Consider the following 18,343-nt stretch of genomic DNA (forward strand, 5'->3'; position numbering starts at 1 on the left):
ATGAGCTTTATGCAAATTAAAGATTTATGCGTGCATTATCCTATCCGTGGTGGTTTCTTCAATACCATTGTAGATCATGTTTATGCGGTAGATGGCATAAGTATGGAGTTTGAAAAAGGAAAAACTTATGGTCTTGTTGGAGAATCAGGATGTGGTAAATCGACAACAGGTAAGGCAATTATTGGTTTAGAGAAAGTAACATCGGGCCAAATAATCTATGAAGGACAAGATGTAACGAAAATGCGTCGTAGCGGTAAATCAGGATTTAATCGTGACGTACAAATGATTTTCCAAGATTCTCATTCCAGCATGAATCCAAGAAAACGCATTCGTGATGTTATTGCAGAGCCTATTCGAAATTTCCTACGTTTAAGTGAGCAGGAAGAACGAAAACGAGTTAATGAGCTTTTGGCGATTGTTGGGATGCAAGAGGATGCCCAATATAAATATCCTCATGAATTTTCTGGTGGTCAAAAGCAACGATTGGGTATTGCACGTGCTATGGCATGTCGTCCCAAATTAATTATTGCAGATGAACCTGTTTCAGCACTTGATTTATCCGTACAAGCACAGGTTTTAAACTTTATGAAAGATATACAAGAGGAATTTGGCGTAACATACTTATTCATTTCACATGACTTAGGTGTTGTAAAGCATATGTGTGATGAAATCAATATTATGTACCGAGGACGCTTCGTGGAAAAAGGACATAGAGAAGATATTTATGATGATCCGCGTCATATTTATACACACCGTTTATTATCTGCCATTCCAGATATTGAGCCTGAAACTCGTGCAGAACGTAAGCAAGAGCGTTTAAAAGTAAGTCAGTATTATAAAGAAAATCAGCATAAATTTTTTGATAAAGACGGAAAAGTTTATCCTTTACAATCAATTTCAGATACACATGCTGTTGCATTGGCGTCGATTGAAGGGGGAATGTGATTATGTGGAAAACGGTTCTTCGAAGAGTCATCATCATGGTTCCACAAATTATTATTTTAAGTATGTTAGTGTTTATCATTGCTAAGCTAATGCCAGGCGATCCATTTACAGGTTTAATGGGACCAGAGACAGATCCTAACCGTATTGAAGAGTTACGCGAAGCAGCAGGCTTAAACGACCCATGGTATCAACAATATGCCAGATGGGTATCAAATGCAGTGCATGGCGACTTAGGTAAAAGCTACACATATCAACGCAGTGTAACATCACTTATTGGTGAACGAGCTCTCAATACGTTCTACTTATCATTAGTTGCAATGATCCTAACGTATTTAATTGCTATTCCATTAGGGCTTCTAGCAGGTCGTTATCAAGATTCTCGATTAGACCGTGGAATCGTGTTTTATAACTTTTTAAGTATGGCAATACCGCCGTTCGTGTTTGGTTTAATTTTAATTTATGTATTCGGCTATAAATTAGGCTGGGTTCCAACATCAGGTTCAGTAAATGTATTAACTGAAAAAGGTACTTTATCCTACTATTGGGATAAAATGTACCATATTATTACACCTGCTATTACGATGGCGGTTTTGGGGACGTATACGATCATTCAATATTTACGTTCAGAAATTATTGATTCTAAAAACCAAGACTATGTTAAAACAGCGCGTAGTAAAGGTTTACCAATGAATAAAGTATATACACGACACATTTTCCGTAATTCATTAATTCCGATTGCGGCAGGTCTTGGGTTCACTATTACAGGTTTACTAGGCGGAACTATCTTTATTGAAACAATCTTTAGTTATCCAGGTATGGGAGAACTATTCATGTCTTCAATTGCGAGTCGTGACTATAGTGTAATTACAGCACTTATCGTGTTGTATGGTTTCTTGGGGTTACTTGGAAGTATGTTATCAGATATTATTTTAAGCATCGTAGACCCACGAATACGTATCGACTAACTTGCAAAGAATAGAGGTGACTTTACATGGATAAAACAGAAGAGAAAAAATTAGAAGAACAACATCGCCCAGCAGTAGGTTTCCAAGTCGTATGGCGTGAGTTTAAAAAAGATAAAATAGCGATGTTTTCATTAATATTTATAACATTATTAGTAGTAGCGGTATTTATTGCTAGTTTTATTATTGATGTAGAAGAAATAATGAAAGTTAAATTACTAGGTCGCTTTGCGGAGCCGGGTGTTGATGGATATATTTTAGGTGCAGATGACGCAGGGCGTGATATTTTTGGACAATTAATTATCGGAGCTAAAAACTCTTTAATTATTGCTATATGTATTACGCTTATTGCAGCAGTTATCGGTATTGTTATCGGTTTAATTACTGGCTATTATGCGGGTAAAGTTGATCTTGTTATTATGCGAATTATGGATTTCATTATGATTTTACCTAGTTTTATGATTACGATTGCCATAGTTTCAACGCTAGAGAAATATTCACCGATCCACATCGTTATCTTATTAAGTATGTTTGCTTGGATTGGGAAGGCAAGGTTAATACGTAGTAAAACATTAACAGAAGCCCGTCGAGATTATGTAAGTGCTTCAAAAACGATGGGTACAAGTGATTTTAAAATTATGTTTAGAGAGGTTTTACCAAACTTAAGCTCTATTATTATCGTTAACTTAACATTAAGTTTAGCGGGTAATATGGGTGCTGAAACGGGTCTTTCATTTTTAGGGTATGGCTTACCACCTTCAACACCAAGTTTAGGTACTCTAGTAAGCTATGCAAGAGATCCTGAGATTTTAGTAGATAAATGGTGGATTTGGTTACCTGCAGCATTATTTATTTTAGTGATGATGCTTGGTATAAATTATGTTGGTCAAGCGTTACGACGTGCGGCTGACTCAAGACAACGATTAGGCTAAGGAGGAAGGGTAAATGAAGAAAAAAAGTGTTTTTCTGCTAACTTTACTATTAACACTAGTTTTAGCACTAGCGGCATGTAGTGGAGGGGGCAAAGAATCTTCAAAAGATGACAAGAAGAAAACAGCAACTCGTAGTTTCCCAATGGAAGTAAAGAATGAAGGAGAACCAATTAAAGGTGGTGTTTTACAAGTAGCTTTACCATCTCCATCACCGTTCAAAGGTATCTTTTTACAAGAATTCTCCTCAGATACGAATGACTCAGCGATTATGAAATTTGCAAGTAACATTCTTTTTGATAATGACGGTGACTTTTTACTAACAGATACAGGTCTTGCAAGTCTAAAGGTTGACGCAGATGCAAATAAAGCAACTGTAAAAATACGTGAAAATGTAAAATGGTCTGATGGAGAGCCATTTACAATCGACGATGTTATTTTCCCTTATGAAATTATCGGTCACCCTGATTATGAAGGCGTTCGTTATGACGATGATTTCCAAAATATTATTGGCGCTGAAGAGTACCATGATAAGAAAGCAGATACAATTTCAGGTTTAAAACGAGTAGATGATCATACATTAGAAATTTCATTTAAATCAATTTCACCAGCAATTTACAGCGGTGGTGATGGATTGTGGAGTGCAGCTGTACCAAAACATCAATTAAAAGATATTCCGGTAAAAGAAATGATAAGCTCTGATGCAGTGCGTGTAAATCCAGTAACTTTAGGGCCTTTCAAATTCGATAAAATTGTAAATGGTGAGTCTGTAAAATTTGTTAAAAATAAATTTTATTGGAAGGGCGAACCTAAACTTGATGGGGTTGTAATTAAAGTAGTTTCCCCAGAAACATTACCGAAGGCATTAAATTCAGGAACTTATGACATAGCGGTAGATGGTTTCCCAGGTTCAAAGATTACACAAATCGAAAATTCTAAAAACTTAGCAATTTTATCGCGTCCACGATTAGCTTATAACTATTTAAGCTTTAAACTAGGTAAATTCGATAAAGCAAAAGGAATTAACGTAACAGATAAAAATGCAAAATTAGGTGACCCAAAATTACGTCAAGCATTAGCTTATGCAATTGATGTAGAAGAGGTAAACGAAAAATTAGGCAATGGTATTAATACACGTGCGACAACGTTAATTCCTCCAGCATTCGCTTCATTCCATACAAAGGATATGCCAGGCTTCACGTATGATAAGAAAAAGGCGCAACAATTATTAGATGAAGCAGGCTATAAAGATGTAGATGGCGACGGTATTCGTGAAGATAAAGATGGTAAGCCATTTACAATTAAATTAGGTGCCCAAGGTGGTACCGAGGTTCTTGAATCTACGATTGAATACTACCGTCAAAACTGGAAAGAAGTCGGTATTAATGTTGAATTAGCTTCTGGTCGTCTAATGGAGTTTAACTCATTTAGTGATAAGCTTAAAAAAGATGATCCAGAGATTGAAATGTTCTTTGGCGCTTGGAGTACAGGAACAAATCCATCTCCAAAAGGATTATATGGTGAGGGTGCATTATTCAACTACTCACGTTTTGTATCACCTGAATTAACGGCAATTTTAGATGATATCGATTCTAAAGAATCTTTAGATATAAATCATCGCAAAGAAGCATTCCGAAAGTTTGAAGAGTATATGTTTGAACAGGCTACAACAATTCCAACTGTAGCAGTAACTGAGCTAATTCCAGTTAATAAACGTGTTAAAAACTATAATGTTGACTATGCAAATGAAACTCAATACCATGAAATCGAGTTAACTGCTGAAGCTCCATTAAAAAACTAATAGCACATAGTTAAATGTGAGAGTATAAACTGTAGGCAAATTCTTTAAGAAGAATTTCCTGCAGTTTTTTTGCGTTATTTTAACTTCTTTCAATAATTATTTTCTATAGCGAAAGCGCAACTTCAGTTACAAATGTTTTCTGTAGCGAAGGCACAGCGTCAGCTACACAAAACGTGTGTCCACACGATTAAAAAGAAATAGGTCTGTTTCAAAGTGTAGGACCGTACATTAACTAAAATGAGCAAGAAAAAGCATTCGTTGCAATATCACATTATTGCTTAAGTTAATTTACATAATGCGACAATAAGGAGCTATTTAGTCAAATCAAAATCCCCTTGTAGCTTTTTATTCATCAAATTAAAACACAATCCATAATTATTATCTAATTTTATGTCGAGAAATTAATTTATTTTTTACAAAAAATTAATTAGATGTCCGTAACAAATAGTTAAATTAAATTATTTGTCTTCTATAATAATTCTTGCTTTAAGGGGTTGATGTGTTAATGGAAAAAATTATTTATTAATAATTATTAGGGAAAAGATAGTTCATCACCAAAAGGTGTGGATGACTTTTGTTAAAACGTCTACTAAGTAAATAGTTGATTGGAGTGGAGACTGGGCGACTCCTCGGGGATCAGCAATAGAGGAACGAAGGCTAAAAGCATCACATCCTGTGATAACGCCTTCGTGACCAACATCGTGTTGGCCCGAGACCCTGTAGCGCAGCGGATGTTTTCTGTGCGAAAGCGTAGTGTTAACGTAGCGGCAGCAAATGTTTTGACTGTGCGAAAGCGAAGCGACAGCAACAACAAAAGCGGCTCATCGGACGCCCCTAGGAAGCTCTGCTCTGCGCGAAAGCGAAGCGTCAGCGGCAAATGTTTTCTGTAGCGAAAGCGAAGCGGCAGCTACAATGTTTTTTCTGTGCGAAAGCGAAGCGACAGCAACAAAGCGCCCAGTCGGAACGGAAATCAACCACACGTTTTGGTGATGATCCGAAAAGATATAAAAATGGTAAAACATAGGAAGAGTTCTGCGTCATAGTGGAGACTCTGCAGCGCAATCGGACATCCTCAGGAAAGTGCCCAGTCAGAATGGAAATCAACCTCACGTTATGGTGACCAGCTAAAATTCTCTAAAAACCGAATCCGAATAAATGTAGAATTTATGAGGGAAAGTATAGGAGATAAATGACTATTTGCTATATTGTAATAATAAAAAAGTAATACTTTAAACCAATAAAGTGGGAAGTCAACAAAATACTTATTGAAGAAAAATACAAATTTATTGAGCGAAATTGGAATAGTTGTATGGATTAATTTGTATATAAGAATATAAGAAATGTAAAAATTCACTTGATTAACCATGTTATTTCTAGCTAAAATGATAATACACTTAATTATCAGAATATTATTTCATTTGAGACTTACCTTAAAATTCTTTATAAGGAAGAGATTAATATTCTTTTATTTTGATGATTTTTAAATTGAAATGATTTTGAAATAAGTTTATCTAATTTTTTCGGGCTATTAATTCAACTCCTTTTAGCAAATGTTTTCTGTAGCGTCAGCTTTAGAATTCGCTGTGGTATTACCGAAAGGATCGGCATCGTGTCGCACTCATACAGATCTAAGTACAAAGTCGATGAATTTTTAAAAGGAATTTATGTAAAAAAGATAGTGCTTAACACGCGGTATCTAACTTACTACATTGCAACAGTAGTTAAGTAAAAACTCTTAAAAGGTGTGATGTAAAAATGAGCTTAATGTTAGAAGTGAAAAACCTTAAAGCTGGTTTTGATATAGACGGGGAGCTATATCATGCTGTTGATGATGTTTCATTTTCAGTTAAATCTGGTCAGATCGTTGGAGTAGTTGGTGAATCAGGCTGTGGAAAAAGTGTAATGTCTCTTTCTATTATGCAATTACTTCCAAAAGGAGTTGGTAAAATTACTGGAGGTGAAATAAGATTCCACGGGAAAAACATAGAGAATTATTCGAACGACGAGATGAATAAAATTAGAGGAAATGATATTAGTATGATTTTCCAGGAGCCTATGACATCTTTAAATCCTGTTTTTACGATAGGCTCACAAATTGAAGAGATTATGCTTAATCATAGTAAACTGTCTAAGGCTGAGGCTAGAAGTAAGGCGATTGATTTATTAAAACAGGTTGGCATTCCAAGAGCTGAAAAAATTGTGAATGAATACCCTCATCAATTGTCAGGTGGTATGAGGCAAAGAGTAATGATTGCTATCGCTATTGCTTGTCAGCCTAGGCTTTTAATAGCGGATGAACCAACTACTGCACTGGATGTAACAGTGCAGGCCCAAATACTAGAATTATTGAAAAGTATTCAGGGTAAAAATAACATGTCTATCGTACTGATCACTCACGATTTAGGTGTAGTTGCGGAAATATGTGATGAAGTAATTATTATGTATGCTGGAAAGATCGTAGAACGAACAACTGTTGATAACTTGTTTTACAAACCCAAACACCCATATACGAAACTCTTAATGGCATCGATTCCGAGAATAGATACAGAAGTAAATGAGTTAGCTACTATTAAAGGCATTGTACCGTCTTTAAAAAACATGCCTCAAGTAGGCTGTCGTTTTGTTGATAGATGTCCATCGGCGATGGCTGAATGTAGTAATGTTACGCCACAACTTACTTTCGTAGATGATAATCATGAAGTCTCTTGTTTACTTTTTGAAGGCCGTAATTCTAGAAAGGGTGTGAGCACACAATATGAATCAAGCTACAAATAATAAAGAAAACTTATTGGAGCTAATTAATTTAAAAACCTATTACCCGATTAAAGGTGGATTATTCAAACATACGATTGGACATGTTAAAGCGGTAGATAATATTTCTTTTTCCATAAAAAATGGTGAAACATTAGGGTTAGTAGGCGAATCTGGCTGTGGAAAGTCCACAACAGGTCGTACGATTTTAAGATTGTTAGACGCAACCGAAGGAAAAGTTATTTTTAATGGTCATGATATTACAAAATTGCAAGGGAAATCATTAAGAGAAATAAGGAAAGATATCCAAATGGTGTTTCAAGATCCTTATGCATCATTAAATCCTATGCAAATGGTAGGTAGTATCATAGCTGAACCAATTATGAATTATCATAAAAAACCACTTAAATCATTAAAAAGTGAAGTGATGGAGCTTTTACAAAAAGTTGGCTTACCCGAAGATGCATATTACAAATATGCACATGAATTTTCGGGAGGACAGCGTCAACGGATTGGTATTGCTAGAGCACTTGCACTTAAACCAAAACTAATTATAGCGGATGAACCAGTTTCAGCATTAGATGTCTCTGTGCAATCTCAGGTGCTTAATTTGCTAAAAGAGTTACAGGATGAGTTTGACTTAACATTTTTATTTATTGCTCATGATTTAAGTGTTGTAAAACATATGAGTGATCGAATCGGTGTTATGTATTTAGGAAACATTGTGGAAATTGCAGATAAAGAACATATTTATGATGAACCACTGCATCCGTATACACAAGCGTTAATATCTGCCATCCCGGTACCTGATCCAAGGAAAAAGAGTAGCCGTATCGTATTAGAGGGGGATATCCCTAGTCCGGCTAATCCTCCTAAGGGGTGCCCATTCCATCCACGTTGTCCAAAAGCAATGGCAGAGTGTTCATTATCTAAACCAACCTTAAAGGAGGTGAAGCGGGGGCATAGAGTTGCATGCCATTTATATTAAAAAATTATAAGAAAATCGTGTGTTAATTATTTTCAAAATAAAAATCACGGGGGGATAAACAATGAAAAAATCAGCATTATGGGCTTTCATGCTAATGCTAGTAACAGCTTTGTTTTTAGCAGCGTGTAATAACGACAACTCGACAACTGACAAAGATAAGGAAAAAGATAAAGGTGATTCCACAAAGACTAGTGAAACAGCAAAAAATAATGTAGTAACTTTCGGTACTGACCAAGCGCCTGAAGGTGTATTTGATCGAGCATTTAATGGAAGTATTGTAGATAGTTATATTCAAAATTTCACAATGGATGGTATTTATGATGTAAATGATGACTTAGAATATGTTCCTAATTTAGCAACTTGGGAAATTAGTGAGGATAAATTAACTTATACGTTTTCCTTTAAGAAAGGTGTAAAATGGCACAATGGTGAAGAGTTAACAGTTGATGACTGGGTATTTGCATTAGAGACAATAGCTAATAAGGATTACGATGGCCCTCGATTCAATTATGTTGAAAATATTAAAGGGGCAAAAGCAAAAAAAGCAGGGAAAGCTGACAAAATCGAAGGGATCGAAGTCGTTGATCCATATACTGTGAAAATTACTTTTGACAAAGTGAAAGTAAATAATTTAGAAAATCTTTGGTCTTATCCAATGCCAAAGAAACATTATGAAGGTATTGCTGTTAAAGATTTAAGTGAGTCGAAACAAGTTCGTGAAAATCCTGTTGGCGTAGGACCGTTTAAAGTGAAAAAGGTTGTAGACGGTGAATATTCTGAATTAGAGCGTTTTGATGATTACTGGAAGGGCAAGCCGCAGCTTGATGGGGTGATTGTAAAAGTAATTGACCCATCATTGGCAGCTGGAGCGTTCCAAAACGGAGAAATTGACATTATGGATATTAGACCACAAGCTGTGAAAGAATTGTCAGCATTGAAAAATGTACGCATTGAAGAAACGAATGGTGTAGTTTACTCGTATATCGGTCTTCGTTTTGGTCATCGTGATAAAGCTACTCTTAAAAATGTAGCAGATTTTGATAAGTTTAAATCAAAAGAATTGCGCCAAGCACTATTATACGCAATTAACCGTCCAGCAATGATCGATGCTTTCTTAGAAGGAAAAGCTAAAGTTGCGAATACTGTGGTTCCACGTGCCTTCTGGACTGCTGCAGAGGAATCTGACTTAAATCAATATGCATACAATCAAGAAAAGGCCAAAGAGCTTCTTAAGTCTGCAGGTTATGTAGATATTAATGGTGATGGCTTTGTAGAAGATCCTAAAGGGAAGCCATTTAAAATTTCATTTGGTCACTATGCTGGTCCTGCTGCCTTTGAAGGTCGCTCTCAAGCGATTATCCAAGCTTGGAATGATATCGGAGTGAAAACAGAGCAAGCAACTGGTACTTTAATCGAGTTTAACTTATATAATGATATGAAAGATAATGATGATGCTGCATTAGAAGCATTCTTCGGCTCTTGGAGTACAGGTGCAGATCCTGACCCGTCTGGATTATGGGGGAACGATGCAGAATGGAACTTCGGTCGCTATATAGATGCTAAAAACCAAAAATTATTAGATCAAGGCTTAAGTGAAGAAGCATTTGACAAAGATAAGCGTAAGCAAATTTATGTGGAATGGCAAAAATACTTCAATGAAGAATTACCAGCCCTACCATTATGGGAAGGCTTAGATTTATATGGCATTAATAATCGACTACAAGGTGTTCATATTAACGCTGTTGGTTTCCAAACAGATGTCTATAAATGGTATGTTGAGGAATAAATTGTAAACTATTAAGCCTACTAACTAGGCCACCTTCATGAATTGGGCCTAGTTAGTAAATTTCTAGATAAGGAGACGTCACATGCTTCAATACACACTTAGAAGATTTCTTAGCATGATTCCATTGTTACTCCTTATTTCTGTGGTGGTGTTCTTTTTAGCGAAAATGATGCCAGGAGATCCATTTGCTGGTGAAATCAATCCTTCTAATACGAATCCACAATACATTGAAGAAATGAGAGAAAAATTAGGCTATAATGACCCGATTATCGTGCAATATGGTAGGTGGGTCGGTAAATTTATACAAGGGGATTTCGGGAAATCTACAGTTTATAAAAAACCGGCTGCAGAGATTATTGCTCAGCGAATACCAAATACAATATTTTTAGCGTTAACATCATTAGTTTTTACGTACTTTTTTGCATTTCTTATGGGAATGTATGCAGGAAGAAAACCTTATACACTCGGTGATAATTTAATTGCAACTTATAATTATTTAGCTTTAGCCATTCCTTCGTTTGTTGCAGGGATTGTTGCAATTTATTTCTTTTCCTTTAAGCTAGGATGGTTTCCTTTCAATGGTTCCGTAGGTGTAGGTATAGGGGAAGGAACTTGGGCGTACTACATGAGTAGGATGCACCATGTTTTGTTACCTGCACTTATTTTAGGATTAATGGGAACGGCGTCCTATACACAATTTTTACGCAATGACATTATTGAAAATAGTAGGAAAGATTTTGTAAGAACAGCGAGAGCAAAGGGAACAAAAGAGTCGAAAATATATAACAAACATATTTTACGGAATTCTATTATTCCAATAATTACGTATCTAGGTTTTGATATTGCCACATTAATTAGTGGTGCGGTAATAACAGAAACCATCTTTACTTATCCGGGGATAGGCGCACTCTTCTTAGAATCTGTTGGGCGTAGAGATTATGCGGTCATGATGTCGATAACAATGTTACTTTCGTTTTTAACACTTTTTGGGAATTTAGTAGCGGATATATTATATGGTGTTGTAGATCCGCGTATTAGACTAGATTAAGGGGGGGGAAATATGACATTGGTAACTGATCAAGAAGTTTTATCGCCAAAGACACCGAAAAAAAGCCCCTCGCCATGGGTGATAGCGAGACGAAAGTTTGTTAAAAATAAATTAGCGATGATTAGTCTAATTTTTTTACTAATCGTTATCGTTGTATCGTTTTTAGCTCCTTATATTACAACAAAAGATATTGTACGTGTCGATTTCATGAAAATTAGTCTACCTCCATCAAGCGAGCATTGGCTAGGAACAGATACGAATGGACGAGATGTTTTTACTAGAATGCTCTACGCTGGTAGATCATCTTTAACAGTTGGATTAGGCTGTATGATTTTTATTGTATTGATTGGAACAGCTGTTGGCGCTATTTCAGGGTATTTTGGAGGGAAAATAGATCAAATGTTAATGCGATTTACTGATTTCGTATTAATGTTCCCATTTTTAGTTTTCTGTATTGTTTTAAATACTATACTTTCAGGAAAAATATCCGGTCTATGGACATTAATAATTGTTATTTCACTTTTATTGTGGGGAAGCGTTGCAAGGATAGTACGAAGTAGGGTTTTAACTGAAAAGGAAAATGAGTATATATTAGCCGCTCAGTCAATTGGCTGTAAACCATCAAAAATAATCATTAAGCACTTATTGCCTAACGTTGCATCGACGATTATTGTACAGGCAACATTATTGATGGCGGTAACAATTGTTGCAGAATCTAGTTTAAGTTTTTTAGGCCTTGGGGTTCCTGCTGATACACCTAGCTGGGGCAATATGCTATTTGAGGCTAGAAACTCAGATGTACTAAAGGATAAGCTTTGGATGTGGGTACCACCTGCAACGGCTATTACTCTAGTTATTTTGTCTATCAACTTTATTGGAGAAGGATTAAAAGATGCTTTAAATCCAAAATCAAGAAGGTAATAGAAGAAAATAAAGCACCTTTAAAAGTAATAAATGCTCACTTTTAAAGGTGTTAAATTTTTATTTACATGAATGGCGAATAAAAAAAGATGAAAATCCATCCAGTAATAAATAATGGATGGATTTATAAGTTTTTATCGATTAGCAATCCAAGTTTTCACAAGGTCTGCAGTACCATAAACGTAATGCTGATCGCCAACTTCGTGATATGTTGCGCTATCGTCAACCTCTGTATGCTTGTACGGTATACGTTGACGGCGTTTTTCTGACATTGGGTCAGGAAGTGGAATCGCAGATAATAATGATTTTGTATACGGATGAACAGGGTGATTGTATATATCATCTGCTTTACCGATTTCCATGATTTTACCACGGTACATAACAGCGATACGGTCACTGATATACTTAACCATTGATAAGTCATGGGCAATGAAAAGATATGTTAATCCACGTTCTTTTTGCAGTTGTTTTAATAAGTTTACAACTTGTGCTTGAATTGACACGTCAAGTGCAGAAATCGGTTCATCGGCGATAATAAACTTAGGATCTAAGCTTAGCGCACGAGCAATTCCAATACGTTGACGCTGACCGCCAGAGAATTCGTGAGCATAACGGTTTGCGTGCTCTTTGTTTAAGCCAACAGCCTCTAGCAGTTGATTTACTTTTTCACGACGCTCTTTTTTATCCTTGTATAGACCGTGAATTGTAAAGCCTTCACTAATGATTTCTCCGGCTGTCATACGAGGATTTAATGAAGCGTATGGATCCTGGAAAATCATTTGCATTTGACGATTAAATTTCTTTAAGTCATTTTTAGATTTTTTCCCATGGACGTTCTCGCCATCGAAAATAATTTCCCCATCTGTAATGTCGTACAGGCGAATAATGGAACGACCAGTTGTCGATTTACCACAGCCTGATTCTCCTACAAGACCGAGTGTTTCACCTTCGTAGACATCGAAGCTAATACCGTCAACTGCTTTAATAGGGTTACTTGCCGAACCGAAATGCTGCTTTAAATTTTTAATTTCAAGAACTTTTTTTGCGCCCGATTTAGTCATTTGATTGTGCCTCCTTTGCTAAATATCCTTCAATACGTTTAGCAACCTCATCTGGAAGCGGAATTTTTGGTGCATCAGGGTGCATCAACCAAGTTTTTGCAAAGTGTGTTTCACTTACTTGGAACATCGGAGGCTCTTGCTCGTAGTCAATAGCCATTGCAAACTCGTTACGAGCGGCAAACGCATCGCCCTTTGGAGGGTTCGTAAGATCTGGTGGTGAACCAGGAATCGTGCGTAATAGCTCATCCGTATCGTTATCTAAGTCTGGCATTGAACCAAGCAGACCCCATGTATATGGATGCTTAGGATTATAGAAAATATCATTAACAGTACCATATTCAACGATTTGACCTGCATACATAACTGCAACTCGGTCGGCAATGTTCGCCACGACACCTAAATCGTGGGTAATGAAAATGATCGATGTTTTCGAATTTTTTTGGATTTCTTTCATTAGCTCTAAAATTTGCGCTTGAATGGTAACGTCTAAAGCTGTTGTTGGTTCATCGGCAATTAGAAGCTTAGGATCAGCTGCGAGTGCGATGGCAATAACAACACGTTGGCGCATACCGCCTGAAAATTCATGCGGGTATTGGTTATAACGTTTTTCAGGGAAGGGGATACCTACCTGCGTTAAAAGTTCGATTGCACGTTTTTTAGCATCAGCTTTTGATACTTTTTTATGTTGTAAAATAACTTCAGTTATTTGACGTCCGACCTTCATCGTCGGGTTTAAGCTTGTCATTGGATCTTGGAAAATCATTGCAATTTCATTTCCGCGTATTTTTGACATTTCCTTATCACTTAAAGGCACTAAATCACGACCGTTAAATAAAATTTGTCCTGACTCATAAATACCAGGTGGCTGTGGAATTAGTTTCATTAATGCGTTACTCGTAACACTCTTACCAGAACCGGATTCACCAACGATTGCTAGTGTTTCACCTTCTTTTAAGTCAAAGTTTACACCACGAACAGCGTGAACTAGTCCTGCATACGTTTTAAAGTTTATTTTTAAATCTTTTACTTCTAAAATTGTTTTACTCATATTCGGCCACCTCCTTATTTACGTAGTTTTGGATCTAATGCATCACGTAAGCCGTCACCAACTGCGTTAAACGCAAAGATTGTTAGTGAAATGAACAGTGCAGGGAATATTAAACGCCAAGGAGCATTGGCAATCGCGCCATTTCCATCAGATGCCATTGTTCCCCAAGAGGCTTGTGGGGCAGGAACCCCAAGTCCTAAATAACTAAGAAAAGACTCAGTAAAAATAGCAGTTGGCACTGTTAATGTCATGGATACTAAAATCGCACCAAGTGCATTTGGCACTAAATGTTTGATAATTAAATGTCCTGTTCTTGCGCCCAATGTACGAGCCGCTAAAACATACTCTTGATTTTTAATAGATAATACTTCACCACGTACAATACGGGCCATATTGATCCAACCTGTAATGGATAGTGCAATAATCATTGGAAAAATACCTTGTTCTAATACTACTAAAAGTACGATTACTACTAAAAGGTAAGGTACTGCTGTTAAAACATCGGCAATACGCATCATAATATTGTCAACACGACCGCCTGCTAAACCAGAAATACTTCCCCATAATACACCAATGATCAAGTCTATGATTGCCGCAGCAAACCCGATGAATAAAGAAATACGAGCGCCAGCCCATATGCGAACGAAAATATCTCGACCCAAATCATCTGTACCAAACCAAAATTCTGATGATGGTGGGGCATTAAAAGAACCTAATTGATCGCTATAGTGGTATTGTGAAAACATTGGTACAAAGGTAGCCATTAAAACAATAATTATTAAAGCAATTAAGCCAAAAATGGCCATTTTATTATGGGAAAAACGGATAAATACTTCCTTCCAAAAAGAGACAGATTTATCAGTTAATTTTTCGGTTGCTTCATGATTTCCGCCAACAATTTTAAATTTATCTTTTTCGATTTGTTGCTGTGTCATTACTTTTTCGCTCCTTTCAGTCTAATTCGCGGATCGATCACGCTATATAAAATATCTACGATGAATACCGCAAATAAAAGAATGATTGCGTAGAACACGGTTGTCCCCATAATAACAGTATAATCACGGTTCGTAATACTTTGCACAAAGTGCTTACCTAATCCAGGAACCGCAAAAATTGACTCTACAATGAAGCTACCTGTAACAACAGCAGCTGTTAATGGACCTAAATAAGTAACGACTGGTAAGAGGGCGTTTCGTAAAGTATGGCGGAAGACGATTGTCCATTTACCTATACCTTTTGCACGAGCCATTTTTACGTAATCACTATTATTTTGATCGAGCATACTTGAACGTACTAGTTTAGCAATAAAGCCCATATGCGATAATGCAATAGCTAAGGCTGGCAATATACTATAAGCAAAGCCTTTCCATCCACTTATTGGGAATAATTGGAGCTTGTATGCAAGGAAATACTGCATAAGTCCAGCTAATATAAAAGATGGAACGGAAATTCCGAGCACCGCAAAGGTCGTTGCCAAATAATCTGGCCACCTATTATGATAAAGCGCAGCAATTACACCGATTAATACACCAAATCCAATTGCTAGCAGCATCGCTTCAATTCCTAAAGTTAATGATACAGGGAAGCCTTCTGCAATCATATCATTTGTAGAACGCGCTTTATATTTCATAGATTCACCGAAATTAAAAGTGGCCGCATCGATTAAATAATCTTTGTACTGAATATACCAAGGGTTATTTAATCCATACGTTTCGTTTAACTTTGCCTCTATTTGAGGAGGTAAATTACGTTCAGATGCAAATGGGTTACCAGGAGCAAGACGCAATAGGAAAAACGTAGCCGTTACGATGACGAAAAGCGCGAGAAGTATATACATCAGCCTTTTCAAAATATATTTAATCACATAAAACTCCTCCTTCTATTTGTCAATTTTCTGACAAATAAGTGCCTTCGTATTTTAAAAAGAGCTGACTCGCGCCGCAGTGGCTACGAGGCAGCTCTCCGCTTAGAGCTTAAAAGAAATTATTATTTAATCTTTACGTATTTAAGGTGAATATCACCAGTTGGATTTGGATCTAAGTTTTCAATACCTTTTTTAACTACTGACAAGTTAGTGTAGTAGTAAATAGGTGCAACTGGGAATTCTGTCATAATAATTGCTTCGGCTTGTTTTAAATAATCAAGACGTTTAGCTTCGTCAACCTCAGCAACTGCTTTGTCCAATAATTTTTTGTACTCAGCATTTTCCCAGCCTGTTTGGTTGTTACCATTTTTAGCTGTATCGAACTGTTCAAGGAATGTATATGGATCAAGATAATCAGCTACCCAGCCCATACGACCAATTTGATAGTCACCAGTTTTTAATTTGTCAATATAAACTTGCCATTCTGAGTTATCTAACTGAGATGAAATACCAAGTTTTTTGCTCCATTCTTCTTGAATATATTGAGCGATTGCTGCATGCGCTTCAGAAGTGTTGAATGAAATATTCACTTTAATATCTTTAGCGTCTTTAATACCAAGTTCTTTCATCCCTGCTTCAAGAGCAGCTTTTGCTGCAGCAACATCATTATCTTTGAAGTAACCACGGTCTTTTGTAAAGTTAGGAACTGCTACCGGAATCATACCTGTAGCCGGTTTTTGTTCACCTTTAGTTACGTTGTCAATTAATTTTTGACGATCGATTGCTAGAGCAAGAGCTTTACGGATATTTGCATTGTTCATAATTTTGTCTTTTGTATTGAATTTATACCAATAAATACTTGCTTGGTCCTTGATTCTTAAAGAACCATCTTTTTTGAAGCCATCAATTGCATTAAGATCTACTGTTTGGAATGGTGCACCAATATAGTCAAGCGAGCCAGATTTAAAGTTAGTAGCAACAGTTGGTTCTTTTTCAATCATAGCAATATTTACAGTATCAACATCAACATTTGAAGCATCCCAATAATCTTCAAATTTTGTAAGAGTGATAGAATCGTCATGTTTCCAATCGCTTAATTTATAAGGACCATTTGTTACGTAATTTTCACCTGCGTCTGCGTACCATTGTTTATTAGCTTCAGTCACTTTTTTGTTAACTGGTAAATAAGTTTTGAATCCTGTTAATTCTAGGAAATACGGAGTTGGGTTTTCTAAAGTTACGACTAAAGTTTTGTCATCTTCAGCTTTGACACCAACGTCATCAGCAGAACCGCCATTTTGGTGGTAAGCTTGAGCCCCTTTAATTGGGTAGAAAATAGAAGAATACGCAGAAAGGTTATCTGGATTTAATGCCCATTTCCAAGCATATTCAAAATCGCCAGCTACAACTTGATCGCCATTTGACCATTTTGCATCACGTAAATGGAAAGTGTAAGTCTTTTTATCAGGACTGATTTCCCACTTTTCAGCCATACCTGGAGTAGGCTTACCTTCAGCGTCTGACACAGTTAGACCCTCAAAAACATTAATTAAGATTGCACTAGATGTAGTATCTTCTGCAAGTCCTGGGTTTAAAGATGGTGGTTCTGAAGTAATTGCTAAGTTAAGCTCCTTAGATTTTGAACCAGAATCTTTACTGCCGTCTGAAGATGAAGAATTATCAGACTTTTCACCACCGAAGCCACATGCAGCTAGTACTAATGAGAATACTGCAAGGACAGTTAATAATAAAAACTTTTTGTTTTTATTCATGTAAATCCCCCTTATACAATTTTAAGCCTTCTATGAAGCTCTTATTTAATATACCAAAAAAATCATTGTGTACAAAATAAAAAATATTCGAATTTATATAGTATTATCTGACATTTTTGAAGATAATAACTTTTTCTGATTCACCACTTTAAATCAGGAAAGCGCTTACATGATAAAAAAATGATATTTATTTGGTCAATACATCAAAAATAGAATAAAAATAAAAAAGTGACATACTATATCGAAAATTCTTATTGTTCAGATAACACTATTGTTATTTGAAAAATGAGTCTAAAGTCACGCGTGGAATATTTAAGATATTTATGTAGATTTGTAAAAAAAGAGTGATTTAGATTCCTAGAAACGTATTTTTTGTAATTTATTTTCTCGAAGAATGAATATTTTTATCTATTAATGATATATAAGAAACTTATTTTGTATTTATTTAAGATTAAGCAGTATAAAAG

Annotated in this window: 14 protein-coding genes; 9 read left to right on the forward strand and 5 right to left on the reverse strand. The window is 36.1% G+C overall.

The annotated features are described in order from the left end of the window. The 9 genes from MY533_RS04095 to opp4C all read left to right on the forward strand — a co-directional run bounded on the left by MY533_RS04095 (position 1) and on the right by opp4C (position 12,131). Positions 1-945 carry an ATP-binding cassette domain-containing protein gene (locus MY533_RS04095; RefSeq protein ID WP_248718121.1) on the forward strand — a complete coding sequence of 315 codons (945 nt, stop codon included), beginning with the start codon at positions 1-3 and terminating at the stop codon, positions 943-945. A 2-nt stretch (positions 946-947) separates the two neighbouring features. Further along, positions 948-1,910, forward strand: coding sequence for an oligopeptide ABC transporter permease (opp4B, locus tag MY533_RS04100; RefSeq protein ID WP_248718122.1), 963 nt, complete (start codon positions 948-950; stop codon positions 1,908-1,910). A 26-nt stretch (positions 1,911-1,936) separates the two neighbouring features. After that, entirely contained in the window at positions 1,937-2,839 is a 903-nt protein-coding gene (locus tag MY533_RS04105; RefSeq protein ID WP_248718123.1) for an ABC transporter permease, read from the forward strand. A 13-nt stretch (positions 2,840-2,852) separates the two neighbouring features. Then, positions 2,853-4,637, forward strand: coding sequence for an oligopeptide ABC transporter substrate-binding protein (locus MY533_RS04110; RefSeq protein ID WP_248718124.1), 1,785 nt, complete (start codon positions 2,853-2,855; stop codon positions 4,635-4,637). A 1,755-nt stretch (positions 4,638-6,392) separates the two neighbouring features. Then, positions 6,393-7,412 (forward strand): ABC transporter ATP-binding protein, encoded by a 1,020-nt coding sequence (locus tag MY533_RS04115; RefSeq protein WP_248718125.1) that lies wholly within the window; start codon positions 6,393-6,395, stop codon positions 7,410-7,412. Continuing rightward, the gene (locus MY533_RS04120; protein WP_248718126.1) at positions 7,393-8,376 is read left to right on the forward strand and encodes an ABC transporter ATP-binding protein; all 984 of its coding nucleotides are present in this window, start codon (positions 7,393-7,395) and stop codon (positions 8,374-8,376) included. The genes MY533_RS04115 and MY533_RS04120 overlap by 20 nt, the downstream gene beginning before the upstream one ends. Before the next feature lie 61 nt (positions 8,377-8,437). Beyond that, a complete protein-coding gene (gene opp4A, locus MY533_RS04125; RefSeq protein ID WP_248718127.1) occupies positions 8,438-10,162 on the forward strand; it encodes an oligopeptide ABC transporter substrate-binding protein in 1,725 nt (574 codons plus the stop codon). 82 nt (positions 10,163-10,244) lie between these two features. Continuing rightward, a complete protein-coding gene (gene opp4B, locus MY533_RS04130; RefSeq protein ID WP_132357493.1) occupies positions 10,245-11,210 on the forward strand; it encodes an oligopeptide ABC transporter permease in 966 nt (321 codons plus the stop codon). Positions 11,211-11,222: 12 nt separating this feature from the next. Continuing rightward, positions 11,223-12,131, forward strand: coding sequence for an oligopeptide ABC transporter permease (gene opp4C / locus MY533_RS04135; protein WP_248718128.1), 909 nt, complete (start codon positions 11,223-11,225; stop codon positions 12,129-12,131). 134 nt (positions 12,132-12,265) lie between these two features. Here the strand turns inward: opp4C and MY533_RS04140 are convergent, their stop codons facing one another. From MY533_RS04140 to MY533_RS04160, 5 genes are all read right to left on the reverse strand, one after another. Further along, on the reverse strand, positions 12,266-13,192 hold the full coding sequence (locus MY533_RS04140; RefSeq protein ID WP_248718129.1) for an ABC transporter ATP-binding protein: 927 nt from the start codon (positions 13,190-13,192) through the stop codon (positions 12,266-12,268). Beyond that, entirely contained in the window at positions 13,185-14,240 is a 1,056-nt protein-coding gene (locus MY533_RS04145; protein WP_248718130.1) for an ABC transporter ATP-binding protein, read from the reverse strand. The genes MY533_RS04140 and MY533_RS04145 overlap by 8 nt, the downstream gene beginning before the upstream one ends. 14 nt (positions 14,241-14,254) lie before the next feature. Beyond that, positions 14,255-15,175 carry an ABC transporter permease gene (locus tag MY533_RS04150; RefSeq protein ID WP_132357489.1) on the reverse strand — a complete coding sequence of 307 codons (921 nt, stop codon included), beginning with the start codon at positions 15,173-15,175 and terminating at the stop codon, positions 14,255-14,257. Then, positions 15,175-16,104: an ABC transporter permease gene (locus tag MY533_RS04155; protein WP_132357488.1), complete on the reverse strand. Its 930-nt coding sequence runs from the start codon at positions 16,102-16,104 to the stop codon at positions 15,175-15,177. The genes MY533_RS04150 and MY533_RS04155 overlap by 1 nt, the downstream gene beginning before the upstream one ends. A 122-nt stretch (positions 16,105-16,226) precedes the next feature. Continuing rightward, the gene (locus tag MY533_RS04160; RefSeq protein ID WP_248718131.1) at positions 16,227-17,876 is read right to left on the reverse strand and encodes a peptide ABC transporter substrate-binding protein; all 1,650 of its coding nucleotides are present in this window, start codon (positions 17,874-17,876) and stop codon (positions 16,227-16,229) included. Positions 17,877-18,343 lie beyond the last annotated feature (467 nt).

The organism is Lysinibacillus sp. Ag94 (assembly GCF_023242215.1).
Taxonomy (GTDB): Bacteria; Bacillota; Bacilli; order Bacillales_A; family Planococcaceae; genus Lysinibacillus.